This window comes from Nevskia sp. (genome assembly GCF_051860985.1).
Classification (GTDB): Bacteria; Pseudomonadota; Gammaproteobacteria; order Nevskiales; family Nevskiaceae; genus Nevskia.
In genome coordinates, this window is record NZ_JBIMKV010000001.1 from 85502 (window position 1) to 99415 (window position 13914).

Here is a 13914-nt window from a genome sequence, read left to right on the forward strand (position 1 = left end):
CGGAAGTAGGGGTCTTGTAGACATTGGGCGCCGGGTTCCACTGCCTTCGGAACCGGTGCCTGCACGCACTCTGGAGCAGTCACCGGCGCTGCACAAGATGTGCGGATTCGCGCCAGCAGAGGCTGTTCCCGCGGCCACTTCTGACACAACCGGCGCATCAAAACGGCAGTGGAAACGTCGTGATTCGATGAACTGCACCTGCAGTGCAATTCGAACCCAGCGGCGCGACATCAGCCAGGCGCAGCCGTGCGCGAACGCTGCAGATCGCAAGCGCGATCAGGACATCTAATCGAAGTGGAGAAAGGTCTTGGAGCAGACCGGACACGCCGTGCAATCAGGTGTCGGGCTGTGGAGAGACCGCCCGGGTGGCGGTCCTCATGATGGTCGGGGCGACAGGATTCGAACCTACGACCTCTTGCTCCCGAAGCAAGCGCTCTACCAAGCTGAGCTACGCCCCGCAAACTGCGGTTTTGCTGCTGAATCTAGCTGTCTCGCCGAAGGCAGAAATCAACCAGTTCCATGAGCGCTTTTTTGTGCGGAGTTTCGGGCAAACCCTGCAGCGCTTCGTGTGCCGAGTAGCTGTACTGCCCGGCGAGGGCGCGACTATACGGGATCGCTCCGGTGGCTTCAACCGTTTCGAGCACATCTTTGATGCGCTCGACGCGACCGTTGGCAATGGCGTCGCGAATCAGCGCGCGCTGGGCCTCATTGCCCTTCTGCATCGCGTACAACAGCGGCAGCGTCGGCTTGCCTTCAGCCAGATCGGTGCCCAGATTCTTGCCGCTGACTTCGGGGTCGGCGGTGTAGTCGAGCAGGTCGTCGATCAACTGGTAGGTCATGCCGAAGTCATGGCCGAACTGCCCGTAGATCGCCTGCTGCTCGGGTGGCAGATCGGCCGCGATCGCGCCGAGCGTCGCCGCCGCGCGGAACAGCTGCGCGGTCTTCAGCTCGATCACCCGCAGGTAACGGGCTTCGGTGATGTCCGGGTCGTTGCAGTTCATCAACTGCAGCACCTCGCCTTCGGCGATGGCATTGGTGGTATCGGCCATCGTCCGCATCACCGCCATGCGATCGCTTTCCACCATCAGCTGGAAGCTGCGCGAATAGAGGAAATCGCCGGACAGCACCGCGCCGGCATTGCCCCAGACGGCATTGGCCGTCTTGCGGCCGCGGCGGCGATCGGAATGATCAACCACATCGTCGTGCAGCAAGGTGGCGGTATGGATGAACTCGATGACCACGGCGAGCAGGTTCGGCAGCTCGCCACGGGCGCCGAGCGCACGGGCGACCAACAGCAGCAGCGCCGGCCGCAGCCGCTTGCCACCGGCGGCGATGATATAGCCGCCGATCTCGTTGATCAGCGGCACTTCGGAGGCCAGCCGCCGACGGATCAGCGCATCGACGGCGCGCATGTCCTCGTCGATCGGGGCCAGCAAGGCGCTCAGTTCGGCCGACCGCCCCTTGCCCGAAGGCAGCTGGGGAACGGCGGCCGCCACGGCAGCCAGGCCGCCGGCGGAAAACACGGAATCCACGGGATTGATGGTCAAGGAGAGAGCAGTCTGGAAGCGATGCGCCGGCATCAAGCCGGCTGACCGTCGCCGCGAGAGGCGACGCCGGATTCTATCAGCCTGAAAACAGCGCAGCCGCTGGCCGGGTCAAGCGCCGGCTTCGGTGACCAGGTCTTTCAGCGGCACCGATTCATCGGCCAGTCGCTCCGGCGCCAGCGAGGCCCGCGCGGCCACCAGCTTCTTCATCATGCCGAAGTCGCGCAGCTGGCTGACGGCGTCGGCCGCGATCACCCGGCCCTGCTTCAGGTAGAAAGCCGAGAACGTGCGGCTGGCAGTGGAACCGCGTACCACCAGCTGGTCGTAGCCAGCCGACAGCCCGCACATCTGCAGCTTCAGTTCGTACTGGTCGGACCAGAACCACGGCAGCTCGTCGTAGGCCTTGGGCTGGCCCATGATCGCGCGCGCCGCATAGCGCGCCTGCTCCATCGCGTTGGGAACCGATTCCAGCCGCACGCGGCCGCCGAGCAGCGCGCTCGGCCGGTTGGCGCAGTCGCCTGCGGCGTAGATGTCGGGATCGGAGGTCTGGCCGTGTTCGTCGACGACGATGCCGTTGTCGACCATCAGACCGGCCGCCACAGCCAGCTCGCAGTTCGGGATCAGACCGATGCCGACGATCACCGCATCGGCATTGATGATGCTGCCGTCGACCAGCTTGACGCCGCTGACCGCGCCCTCGCCGACCAGCGCAGCGATCTGCACGCCCAGCCGAATGTCGACGCCTTCCTCGCGATGCACGCGCGTGTAGAACTCGGAAATCTCCGGCGCGGTGACGCGTGCCAGCACGCGCGGCGCCGATTCCAGCACGGTCACCGACAGGCCTTTCTTGACGGCGACAGCGGCGATCTCCAAGCCGATGTAACCACCGCCGATGATCACCAGGCTGCGACCTTCGACCAGCTGTTCGCGGATCGCGGCGGCGTCGGCCATCGAGCGCAGCGACAGCACGTTGGCGAGGTCGGCGCCGGGAATCGGCAGTGGCCGCGCGCGGCCACCGGTCGTCAGCGCCAGCTTCGTGTAGGTCAGCGTCTGGCCGTCGGACAGCGTGACGGTGTGGGCGTTGCGGTCGATCGCCGTGGCCGTCACGCCGCCGATGAATTCGATCTGGTTCTTCTCGTGCACCGCTGCCGAGCGGATCGGCAGCTGATCGGCCGTGACCGTGCCGGTGAGGAAGCCCTTCGACAGTGGCGGCCGCTTGTACGGCAGCTCGGCCTCATCGCCGATGATCACCACGCGGCCCGGGAAACCCAGCGTCCGCAGCTCGGCAGCAAATTCGCTGCCGGCCTGTCCGCCACCGATGATGGCCACGGTCGAATCGGCATTCATCGGAAGCCTCCGGACAGGCGCGGGGCGGAGGCAGCAGCGTATCGGTTCATCAGGCGGTCACCGTGTCAGGAACGGCGCGCATGTTAGCAATCCGGTCCGGCCAGCGCCCCGACTCATGGACGGGTCGCTGGCCGGTCGCCACCATTCAGAACTGGTAGCGCAGGAAGAAGCCGATGTTGTCGCGGTCGCGAATCTGGTTGTTCGCGCCGCCGCGCGTGTACATGTTGTAGGTGATGGTCAGCGAGGTCGACTTCTCGTAGCGGATCTCGAACAGCGAGTTCAGCTGGATGCGACCTTCGACGAAGTTGGCACCCGGGCCCGGCGAGTTGTTGTAGACGTCGTGCTGGAAGATGAACAGCGGCTGCACGCAGATGCCCGGCAGCACCGATTCATAGCTGATGCGGCCGACCACGCGGTAGCCACCGGCTAGCGAATGGGCGAACTGGTTGCGCTTGGCCTGGAACGGGTTGAAGCGCAGGCCGTCCGGCCCGAACGAGCAGCTTGGATTGGTCGAGCAGGCCAGACGCGAGCCGTCGGCGCCCGAGCCATCGGCACCGGCCGAGGCATGCGTGTAAGCCGCGCCTGGTCCTTCGATCTGCAGCTGGTCGAACTTCGGCAGGTTCAGCACGTGGGTGGCAGCCACTTCGTAGAGCAGGATCACCTGATCCGCGCCGATCCAGTTCTCGGTGCCCGACAGCACGCGGGTGGCGCCGAACACGTAGTTCAGCACCTTGCCCGGAATCCAGCCCTGGATGTAGGAGTTCGGCGCGTTCTCGCCGATGGTTCCGCCGCGATACGGGGTGATGAAGTTCGGGAAGCTGCGCGCCGAGCCCGGCACCGAACCGACGATCAGGCTCAGGTTGTCCGGGTACGGGTTGTTGCCGTTGGCGTCGACGAAGTTGTTGCTGTCGTAGACGCTGTACTGGTTGCCGCCGTCCTCGGTGAAGGCCACGGTATTGGTGGTGCCGAAGCAGCCGATCGCCTGGTCATGGCAGCGGCTCAGGGTCGGGCCGAAGGCGGCGAACGCAAGGTCGACAATCGCCACCTGCAGCGGCAGGTTCGGGCGGTACGAGACTTCGCCCTGATAGCTGTAGTCGCCGTAGGTGGTGTTGAAGCTGAAGCCGATCAGCTTGCGGTTCTCCGGATACTCCAGCTGGATGCGCGCCGTATCGAACGGCACGGCATCGGAAGCCTGCTGGCCCGGGCGCGGCAGGATCAGGTTGGCGAACGCGCCGAGATCGCCGCCGATGTCGGCCGCCGAGCCGGGGCTCGCCGCCAGCAGCTGCAAGGTATCGAGCGTCAGCGAGGTCTGGCCGGCAATGCCTTGCAGCGCGATCGGCAGGTTCGGGCAGGACTGCAGGAACTCGGTCGTGTTGCGAGCGTCGATGCCGACCGCCGAACCTTCGCGCCGGGCGCAGCTGGCATCGGTGGCGTAGGTGCTGACGTACGGCAGCTTCGAGTGGTAGTTCATGAAGTAGGCACTCAGCTCGGTGCCGTTGTTCAGCCAGTCGGCGTAGTAGCTGAGCTTGAAGCCGTACTGCCCCTGATCCTTGGCGCGGTTGTCCTGCAGACGCGGAATCGTCAGGCTGGTCGGCGTCACCGCCGTCAGCGGATTGTCGAGACGGCCACCGGCCACCTGGTCGAAATCGTCCGCCGCCGAGCCGAAGCTGGCGTTGACGAAGCCGCGCTGATCCTGGGTGCCGAGATCGACGAAGGAGTTGAAGGTGCCCGGCGTCGGGATTTCCACCGCCCGCCATTCGAACTGGTAGTAGCCCTCGATCGACACGCCTTCGACGATGTTGGTCGACAGCCGCAGCATGTTGACCGGCACGTACAGGTCTTCGAGCAGGCCGTTGCCGCTGCGGAAGAAGGCGTTGGCGTTGATCGGCTGCGCCTGGTTGACCGAGTTCAGGATCGCCACCGTCGACTCGCCCCACTGCACGGTCTGGCGACCGATGCGGAACTGCAGGTCGCGCTCGCCCGGCAGCGCCACCGAGCCGAAGAAATTGGTGTCGAGGAACTGGTAGCGCAGGCCGATCTGCTGGCCCTCATCCTCGTTGCGCGCTTCGGTGAACGCCTGGCCGGGGCCGTAGACCTGGCCGAAATAGCGGTTCGAGGGATTGCTGCGCACCGTGCCCGAGGTGCCGACCGCCGCCGCGTTCGCCGCCGTGATGCGGTTCCGGTAGCGCACCTTGCCGTGGTACAGCGCCGGGTCATAGATCGCGCGGCCGCGATAGAAGAAGCCGAAGTCGCCGGATTCGATCTTCAGATCATGCGTCCACACGATCGGGCTCTGGGTCACGTCGCCCTGGTTGAAGTTCAGGTTGCCGTCGTCGAAGTTCATCGACGCCGCGCCCGGCGAGCGCCGCAGCTTCTGCGCCGGATAGATCTGCTCGCGATTCAGGCCCTGGCAGAGCTGGTAGACGCCGGAACAGACGTTCGGATCGATGTTGGACTTGCCGATCAGCCGCGCGTCCTGCGGCTCCAGGCGAAACGCGACGCCGGCCACCAGCGTCTGGTTCAGGACCGCCGTGAAGTCCTGGTCGATGAAGTTGAAACCGAATTCGGTCGCCGTCACCGCGATCGGCGACAGGCTGCCGGCGATCACCACGGCACACGCTGCACGCTGGGCTGCACGCATTGAAATCCTCCTCCCTTGGAACTGCTGTGTCATTCGCACGATGTCGGTCGGACGGTGGCTCTCCGGCATGCTGCCGCCGTGGCCTCGTCTCGTTGCCGTACCACTTTGATGATCCCCACCGGCCGGGCCGGCACCTCGCGACCCGTCTCGGCGGGTTCGCTGAACGACCGGAGAATAAACAGCCGTCTGGCAATTTGCAGCGATCTTTGCGCGCGGCCCGCCAAGTGCCCGCCGGAAGCCGGCCGGCGGGTCGCGATCGGCCCCGTCGGCGGCGCGCCGCTGGCGGCGCCTTCATCACAATCGACCAATTTTATTTGACACGTGTCTAGTAAAAATCTAGATTCACGTCATGGACCCGATCGAATCCCGCCGCTACGAAGAGAAGGAGCGCCGCCGCGAGGACCTGCTCGACGCCGCCGAGGCCGTGTTCGCCGAGAAAGGCTTCGACGCCGCCAAGATGGACGACATCGCGCGCACCGCGCGGGTCTCGCGGGCGCTGCTGTACCTGTACTTCAAGGACAAGCGGGAACTGCAGCTGGCGCTGTGCCTGCGCGGCCTGGACCTGCTGCGCCAGCGCTTCGCCGAAGCCCGCGGCCGGCATGCGCGCGGGGTCGACCAGGTCAAGGCGATCGGCCGCGCCTACCTCGGTTTCGTGCAGGAATTCCCGGTCTATTTCGATGCGCTGGCGCGTGCCGAGGCTCAGCACACCGATCTCGAGGAGGTCGACAGCGTCTGCCATCGGATGATGCTGGCCGGCCGCCTCGTGCACGCCGAAACGGTGGCCGCGCTGGTCGCCGGCCAGCGTGACGCCAGCCTGCGGCCGGATCTCGGCGATCCGCTGCGGGTGGCGATGACGCTGTGGGGATTCACTCACGGCGTCGCCCAGCTGGTGATGACCAAAAGCGAGATCTTCGCCCACGAGGGCATTGCCCTGAACGCCTTCATCAACGACGCCATCGACATGGCGACCCGCTCCATCGCCCGCTGATTTTCGGGTCCGGAACATGACATGCGTCTAATGAATGGACATTCATCCAGTTCTCATCACGGTCGGGGTCGCGCCCGGAGCTGGATCGATCGGCTGCACCCGAGCCCCGCACTTTCGCTGCTCGCCGGGCTGCTGCTGACGGTAACCGCGCATTCCGATGAGCTGCCGACGGCCGATCCGCTGGCGGGCTATGTCGCCGAGGCACTGGCCAGCAATGCCGCGCTGAAGGCGCAGGACTTCGCCGTCGAGGCGGCGGCCCAGGGGCTTGCGGCCGCCCGCGCCCGGCGGGCGCCGCAGCTGGCGCTCAACGCCCGCTACACGGTGGCGGACGGCGGTCGTGTCACCCGCATCCCAACCGGCGATCTGGTCAACCCGATCTACCAGACGCTCAACGCACTGACCGCCGGCGGCGCCAACCCGACGCAGTTCCCGACCATCGGCAACACCGACATCAACTTCCTGCGCCGCACCGAACAGGACACCCGGCTGACGCTCAGCGCACCGCTCTACGCACCGCAGATCAGCGCCCAGATCGGCATCCGCGCCGCCGAGTTCGACGGCGCCCGCGCCGGCCGTGAGGCCTTCGCCCGCACGCTGGTGCGCGATGTGAAGGCCGCCTACTTCCAGCTGGCGCAGGCGCAGGCCGGCGTCGAGATACTCGACGCCAGCGTCCGCACGCTGGCCGAGAACCGACGCGTCGCCGAAGCGCTGCTGGCCGCCGGCAAGGCCACCCGCGACCGCGTGCTGCGCGCCGAGGCCGAGCTGCTGGCCGTCGACCAGCGGCTCCAGGCCGCGCGCAGCGACGAACGCGGCGCGCGCCGCTACCTGAACCTGCTGCGCAATCGCGACGAGGCCGAGCCGGTGACGGTCGCCGAGGCCGTGTCGCCAGCGATCGACCGCGTTGCCGACGGCGCCGCCGCTGCCGGTGCCCGCCCCGAGCTGCGCGATCTCGACGCCCGGATCAGCGCCGCCGACCAGGCCACCCGGCTGGCCGGCGCCAGCTTCCTGCCGACCCTGTCGTTGGTCGCCGACAGCGGCGTGCAGGGCACCGGCTATGCGATCGACCGCGATTCCGACGTGTCCACCGCCTCGCTGGTGCTGAGCTGGACGCTGTTCGACTTCGGCGGCCGGCGCGCCGCCGAATCGCAGGCCCGCGCGCAACACCAGCAGTTGCAGGCGCTGCGCGACGACCTGCGCCGGCAGCTGGCGCTGGCGCAGCTGGCTGCCGACGATCAGGCGCTGACCGCCGAGCGCGCGCTGCTGACCGCCGAGGCGCGCGTCGCGGCGGCTGAGGAAGGCTTCCGCATCGCCGAGAACAAGCGCGATGCCGGGCAGTCCAGCCCGATCGAATTCCTTGACGCCGAGCGCGCCCGCACCGAAGCCCGGCTCGGCCGGGTGATCGCCTGCAGCGCGCTGCAGATCGCCCGCGCCGAGCAGGAATACACGCGCGCCCGCTTCCCCCTGTCCACCGTCGTTTCGAGTGCCACGCCATGACTGCCCGCCTGCCCTTGCCGATCGCCGTTTCGCTGGCGCTGCTCGCCGGCTGCAGCCCCAGGCCGGCGCCCGATACCGCCGCGCCGCCGCTGCGCGCGGTACGGATCGCGGCAGTGAGCCGGGGGCCGGCCGAGCCGCCGGTACAGGCCAGCGGCCTCGCCGCCAGCCGCGACCAGACCACGCTGGCCTTCAAGGTCGGCGGCGTGATCGCGGCGGTGGAAGTCCGCGAAGGCGATGCCGTCCGTGCCGGCCAGCGGCTGGCGCGGATCGAGGCGGCGGAAGTCGACGCCGCCGTGGCCCAGGCGCGCGAGGCGCTGGCCAAGGCCGGGCGCGATCTGGCCCGCGGCCGGACGCTGTTCGCCGCTGATGTGGTGACCCGCGAGCAGCTCGACGACCTCGGCACCGCCGAAGCGGTGGCACGCGCCCAGCTCGATGCCGCCCAGTTCAATCGCCGCCACGCGGAAATCATCGCCCCCGCCGATGGCCGGGTGCTGGCGCGGCACGCTGAACCGCGCGAGCTGGTCGCCGCCGGCAGCCCGGTGCTGACCGTGTCGGCCAGCGGCAGCGGCACCGTGCTGGAGGTCGGCCTGGCTGATCGCGATGCGCTGCGGGTAGCGGTCGGTGATCGCGCCGACGTGCGCTTCGACGCCCTGCCCGACCGCCGGTTCGCGGCCAAGGTGCAGGAAATCGCCCGCGCCAGCGATCCGCGCACCGGCACCTGGCGCTGCCAGCTCGCGGTCGACACCGGCGATGCCGGGCTGCCGGCGTTCACCGGCCTGATCGGCCGCGCGCGGATCACGCCGGCCAGCAGCCTGGCGGCGACCCGCAGCTATCTGCCGGTGGCGGCTCTGGTCGAAGGTGATCAGGACAAGGCCCGGCTGTACCTGTTCGATCCGTCGACCGGCACCGTGCACAGCCGTGAGCCGCGCATCGCCTTTCTCAGCGGCGACACCGTGGCGCTTGCCGAACCGCTGCCCGACGGCAGTCAGGTGGTCACCGAAGGGGCGGCTTACCTGCACGACGGCGAGACAGTGCAGGTGATCGCCGGAGCCGCGCCATGAGCCTGCCGGCCTTCTCGGTCCGCAATTTCCCGTTCACGCTGGTGATGTTCGGGCTGCTGGCCGCGCTTGGCCTGTCGAGCCTGAACAGCATTCCGCGCACCGAGGACCCGTACTTCCCGATCTCGGCGTTCAACGTCATCGCCATCTATCCGGGTGCCGATCCGATCGAGGTCGAGCGGCAGCTCGCCGAGCCGATCGAGGACGCGATCAACGAGATCGACGACGTCAAGCATCTCTTCACGCGGGCCGACGATTCGCTGGCGCTGGTGCAGGTGGAATTCCAGACCGATGTCGACGTCGAGAAGAAGTACGACGAGCTGTCGCGGGAAATCGCCGCGCTGCGGCCGCGGCTGCCGGCCGGCGTCACCCGGCTGGAGGTCAAGAAGATCAATCCGGGGCTGGTCAACATCGTGCAGCTGGCGCTGGTGTCCGACACCGCCAGCTACGGCCGGCTGGCCGATCTCGCCGAAGACCTCGAAGACCGGCTGGAAGCCATCCCCGCCGTCCGCGAAGCGAAGACCTGGGCCTATCCCGAACGCGAGCTGCGGGTGGCGCTGGATTTCCACCGGCTGGCCGAGCTGACGCTCAAGGCCAGCGACGTGCTGGCCGCCGTCAGCGGCGAGAACACCAATATCCCCGGCGGACCGATCGACATCGGCAGCCGCCGCTTCAACCTGCGCACCTCCGGCAGCTATGCCTCGCTCGATGCCGTGCGCCGCACGGTGATCGGCGGCAGCCCCGGCCGGCTGGTGACGGTCGGCGACGTCGCCAGCGTCGACTGGGACTACGAGTCGGTCGAGTACACCGCGCGCTACAACGGCCGGCGGGCGATCTGGGTCACCGCCAACCAGAAGGACGCGCAGAACATCTTCGCCACCCAGCAGGCGATCGACGCGGCAGTAGCCGACTTCGCGACCACGCTGCCGGCCGACGTGAAGCTGGAACGGGCGTTCGACCAGTCGAAGAACGTCGATCGCCGGCTGTCGCGGCTGAGCCTGGACTTCGTGCTGGCCATCGCGCTGGTGGCGATCACCCTGCTGCCGCTCGGCCTGCGCGCGGCCGGCGTGGTGATGATCTCGATTCCGCTGTCGCTGGCCACCGGGGTCGCGGCGCTGCATTTCGCCGGCTTCTCGATCAACCAGCTGTCGATCGCCGGCTTCGTGGTGGCGCTCGGCCTGCTGGTCGACGATTCGATCGTGGTCACCGAAAACATCGCCCGCTTCCTGCGCCAGGGCCATTCGCGGGTCGATGCCGCAATCCTCGCCACCAAGCAGATTTCGCTGGCGGTGCTCGGCTGCACGGCGACCCTGCTGTTCGCCTTCCTGCCGCTGCTGATGCTGCCGGAGAACGCCGGCAAGTTCATCCGCTCGCTGCCGGTGGCGGTGGTGTTCACGGTCACCGCCTCGCTGTTCGTCAGCCTGACCATCATCCCGTTCCTGGCCTCGCGGATGCTGCCGCGCGAGGAGCATGAGGAGGGCAATGCCTTCCTGCGCGCCACGCTGAAGCTGATCCGCGGCGTCTACGCGCCGCTGCTGCACCGGGCGCTGGCCCGGCCGGCGGCCACCGCGACGGCTGCCGGCCTGCTGTTTGTCGCCAGCCTGGCGCTGGTGCCGGCGATCGGCTTCTCGCTGTTTCCCAAGGCCGGCACGCCACAGTTCCTCGTGCAGATCAGCCTGCCGGCCGGCGCCAGCCTGGCGGCCAGCGACGCCGTGCTACGGCAGGTGGAAACGGCGCTGGCCGGCGAACCGGACGTGGCCAAGGTGATGGCCAACCTCGGACGCGGCAATCCGCAGATCTACTACAACGTGTTCCAGAAGGAGCTGGCCGCCAACTACGCCGAGGTGTTCGTCGAACTGGCGCGTTACGACGAACGCCGCACCACCGCCGTCTACGACCGCCTGCGTGCGAAGTTCGCGCAGATTCCGGGGGCGGAGATCGTGCTCAAGGAGTTCGAGAACGGCCCGCCGATCGCCGCCCCGATCGCGATCCGCATCGTCGGTCCGGAACTGGCCGAACTGCGCCGGCTCGCAGCCGAAGTCGAAGCCATCATCAATGCCGTGCCGGGCACCCGCGACGTCATCAACCCGCTGCGCCGCAGCCGGCTCGACGTGCAGCTGGCGGTCGACCCGGCGCGCGCCGGCCTGCTCGGCGTGCTGCCGGTGGAACTGGACCGGACCCTGCGGATGGCGGTGGCCGGGCTGCCGGCCGGCGATTTCCGCACCGCCGACGGCGACAACTACCCGGTGGTGCTGCGCGCGCCGATGCAGGGCCGCGCCGGGCTCGACAGCCTCGACGGCCTGCACGTCGGCACCGTCAACGGCAGCCAGGTGCCGCTGGCGCAGCTGGCGGCATTGCAGCTGGTCGAATCGCCGGCCCGCATCGAGCGCTACGACCGGGCGCGGTCGGTGACCATTTCCGGCTACACCCGCACCGGCTTCAACACCGATGCGCTGACCCGCGCCGTGGTCGACCGGCTCGCCGCCTACGACTGGCCGGCCGGCTACCGCTACGACATCTCCGGCGAAGCCGAAAGCCGCGCCGAAAGCTTCGCCGGCTTCGGCGCGGCGATCATGATCACCACCTTCGGCATCCTCGCCGTGCTGGTGCTGGAGTTCGGCAGCTTCAAGTCGACCCTGATCGTCGCCACCGTGATTCCGCTCGGCGTGATGGGCGGGCTCGTCGCGCTGTTCGCCAGCGGCTATTCCTTGAGCTTCTCGGCGATCATCGGCTTCATCGCGCTGATCGGCATCGAGATCAAGAACTCGATCCTGCTCGTCGACTTCACCAACCAGCTGCGCCGCGACGGCGTCGAGCTGAACCAGGCGATCGAGCAGGCCGGCGAAGTGCGCTTCCTGCCGATCCTGCTGACCTCGCTCACTGCCATCGGCGGCCTGCTGCCGCTGGCACTGCAGGGCTCCGGGCTGTACTCGCCGCTGGCCTGGGTGATCATCGGCGGGCTGGTGTCGTCGACCCTGATCGGGCGGCTGGTCACGCCGGTGATGTACAAGCTGCTGCCGCCGGTGATCATGACGACCGCGCCGTCATCCGACCTCCAGCCGGACGCGTTGGCCAGCCGCTGAAGCCGGCCGGGGCGCGGTCAGCGCGGCTCCGGCATCGACGGCGGGCCGCCACCGATGCCGGGACCGTGCGGGCCTGCCGGCCCGCCGGGGCCGCCTGGGCCGCCAGGGCCGAATGGCATCCTCGGCAGGCTGCGGACGAAAGCGCGGCGATCCTCCGGCGACAGCGCGCCGGCCAGTGCCGCGACGCGCTCGCCCATCCGGGCCGACATCGCCGCCTCCGCCGCCCGCAGGCCCGCGAAGGCGGCATCGAAAGCGGCCCGGTCGAACGGCTCGGCTACGAAGGCCTGGTCCATTGCCCGGCGCGCGTCTCGCAAGGCCGACAGCTGCGCGTCGATCGCCGTCTCGTCCTCGGCCCGCATCGCCATCACCTTCGCCCGTCCGGCCGGCGACAGCGCATCGGCGAACGACCGCCCGGGCCCGCTTTCGTGCATCGGCGGCGGGCCGCCGAAGCCGGCGCCCCGATGCGGCCGGTGCGGACCGAACAGCACGGCGGCCGCGATGCCGCCGAGCAGGAACATGTTGAGCGCCGCCGAGGCGATCAACCAGTTGTTGCGCCGGGGCGCTGGTGGAGAAGGCGTCATCGGGGAAGCGGGTTCGGACGTCATTGCGGTACGTTCTGGAGATCGAGGATCAGGCGCTCGGCAAAGCCCTGGCGGTAGCCGCTGTCGTCGGGTGCCTCGCTGTCGGTGGCCGTGCCGACTGCCGCGCTGGCGTCGGTGCTGGACGACAGCACGCCGGTGCCAACCGTGGCGCCGATGTTGACGCCCGCCACCAGCGCCACCGCCAGCGCCGGCAGCGCGATCCGCCAGCCGCCGAGCAGCGCCAGCAGTTCCTGCCAGCGGGTGGCGAGCGCCGGACCGCGTGCCGGCAGCGCCGCCATCAGCGCACGCCGGGCCGTGTGGCTGGCCGGCGCGGCGACATCGGCATCGAGCATCGCGTCGAGCATCGCCGCCTGCTGCTGCAGCGCGGCGGCCGCCGGATCGGCGGCCACCAGTGCCTGGGCGGCAGCCCGCTCGGCCAGCGGCCAGCGTCGGGCGTCGGCGCCATAGGCATCGACCAGTTCGGCGAAACGTTGAAGGGTCATTCCGGCTGACGTTTCGACAGGCATTCCGGGATTCATGTCAGATCTCCGAGCAGGGCCGCGCGATCCGGCTGCAGCGCTGCCCGCAGCGCCCGACGCCCACGCGACAACAGCGATTCAAGCGCCTCGATCGAGATTTCCAGCGCGGCGGCGGCCTCGATATTGGTCATCTCCTCGAAGTGGCACAAGACAACGGCGGCGCGCTGCCGTTCGGCCAGCGTGGCCAGTGCAGCGCGCACCCGCAGCGCCACCGACTGCTGCTGCAGGCCGGCTTCCGGCGTCGGGCTGCGGTCGACGATCTCCGGACTGTCGTCGAGCGAGGTCTCGCGCCGCGCCCGCAGCCGGTCGGTGCAGCGCGACAGTGCCACGCGGTGCAGCCAGGTCGAGAACTTCGCCTCGCCGGCCCGCCAGCTGGCGGTCTGCCGCCAGCCGCGCAGCAGCACGTCCTGGGCGACGTCCTCGGCTTCGGCACGGCTGCCGAGCATCCGCTCGGCAACCCGCGTCAGCGCATCGATATTGCGGCCGACGATGCGGCCATAGGCCGCTTGGTCGCCTTCGGCCGCGCGCCGGACATCGGCCAGATCGGGATCGTCGCCGGTCACCGCGCGCGCCGGTGACGGCCGCGGCAGCGGCGGCGCGATCGGACAGGACGGTTCAGCCAGCATGCGTTCACCATTC

11 protein-coding genes and 1 tRNA gene are annotated in these 13914 nt (G+C 68.8%); 5 read left to right on the forward strand and 7 right to left on the reverse strand.

The genetic code is table 11. The features are described 5' to 3' along the window. Positions 1 to 381: 381 nt before the first annotated feature. From ACTIGJ_RS00400 to ACTIGJ_RS00415, 4 genes are all read right to left on the reverse strand, one after another. Positions 382 to 458: transfer RNA gene (locus ACTIGJ_RS00400), tRNA-Pro, on the reverse strand. Positions 459 to 482: 24 nt separating this feature from the next. Then, a complete protein-coding gene (locus ACTIGJ_RS00405) occupies positions 483 to 1412 on the reverse strand; it encodes a polyprenyl synthetase family protein (RefSeq protein WP_439638640.1) in 930 nt (309 codons plus the stop codon). A gap of 243 nt (positions 1413 to 1655) precedes the next feature. Further along, a complete protein-coding gene (locus ACTIGJ_RS00410) occupies positions 1656 to 2891 on the reverse strand; it encodes an NAD(P)/FAD-dependent oxidoreductase (protein ID WP_439638295.1) in 1236 nt (411 codons plus the stop codon). Positions 2892 to 3036: 145 nt separating this feature from the next. Further along, positions 3037 to 5532, reverse strand: a complete 2496-nt coding sequence (locus tag ACTIGJ_RS00415; RefSeq protein ID WP_439638296.1) for a DUF1302 domain-containing protein — start codon at positions 5530 to 5532, stop codon at positions 3037 to 3039. 108 nt (positions 5533 to 5640) lie between these two features. On the opposite strand from ACTIGJ_RS00415, the gene ACTIGJ_RS00420 reads away from it, so the two are divergent. Genes ACTIGJ_RS00420 through ACTIGJ_RS00440 form a run of 5 tightly spaced genes read left to right on the forward strand, consistent with a single transcriptional unit; the run spans position 5641 to position 12155 of the window. Next, positions 5641 to 5850 (forward strand): hypothetical protein, encoded by a 210-nt coding sequence (locus ACTIGJ_RS00420; protein ID WP_439638297.1) that lies wholly within the window; start codon positions 5641 to 5643, stop codon positions 5848 to 5850. Between the two features lie 31 nt (positions 5851 to 5881). Beyond that, entirely contained in the window at positions 5882 to 6520 is a 639-nt protein-coding gene (locus tag ACTIGJ_RS00425; protein WP_439638298.1) for a TetR/AcrR family transcriptional regulator, read from the forward strand. A 21-nt stretch (positions 6521 to 6541) separates the two neighbouring features. Further along, positions 6542 to 8014 (forward strand): TolC family protein, encoded by a 1473-nt coding sequence (locus ACTIGJ_RS00430; RefSeq protein ID WP_439638299.1) that lies wholly within the window; start codon positions 6542 to 6544, stop codon positions 8012 to 8014. Next, positions 8011 to 9075, forward strand: coding sequence for an efflux RND transporter periplasmic adaptor subunit (locus ACTIGJ_RS00435; RefSeq protein ID WP_439638300.1), 1065 nt, complete (start codon positions 8011 to 8013; stop codon positions 9073 to 9075). The genes ACTIGJ_RS00430 and ACTIGJ_RS00435 overlap by 4 nt, the downstream gene beginning before the upstream one ends. Next, positions 9072 to 12155 (forward strand): efflux RND transporter permease subunit, encoded by a 3084-nt coding sequence (locus tag ACTIGJ_RS00440; RefSeq protein ID WP_439638301.1) that lies wholly within the window; start codon positions 9072 to 9074, stop codon positions 12153 to 12155. Before ACTIGJ_RS00435 ends, ACTIGJ_RS00440 begins: the two co-directional genes overlap by 4 nt. A 17-nt stretch (positions 12156 to 12172) precedes the next feature. Here the strand turns inward: ACTIGJ_RS00440 and ACTIGJ_RS00445 are convergent, their stop codons facing one another. The 3 genes from ACTIGJ_RS00445 to ACTIGJ_RS00455 are packed head-to-tail and all read right to left on the reverse strand — an operon-like array spanning position 12173 to position 13901. Continuing rightward, a complete protein-coding gene (locus ACTIGJ_RS00445; RefSeq protein ID WP_439638302.1) occupies positions 12173 to 12736 on the reverse strand; it encodes a periplasmic heavy metal sensor in 564 nt (187 codons plus the stop codon). A gap of 20 nt (positions 12737 to 12756) precedes the next feature. Next, the gene (locus ACTIGJ_RS00450; protein WP_439638303.1) at positions 12757 to 13239 is read right to left on the reverse strand and encodes a hypothetical protein; all 483 of its coding nucleotides are present in this window, start codon (positions 13237 to 13239) and stop codon (positions 12757 to 12759) included. A gap of 32 nt (positions 13240 to 13271) precedes the next feature. Beyond that, a complete protein-coding gene (locus ACTIGJ_RS00455; RefSeq protein WP_439638304.1) occupies positions 13272 to 13901 on the reverse strand; it encodes an RNA polymerase sigma factor in 630 nt (209 codons plus the stop codon). Positions 13902 to 13914: the final 13 nt, after the last annotated feature.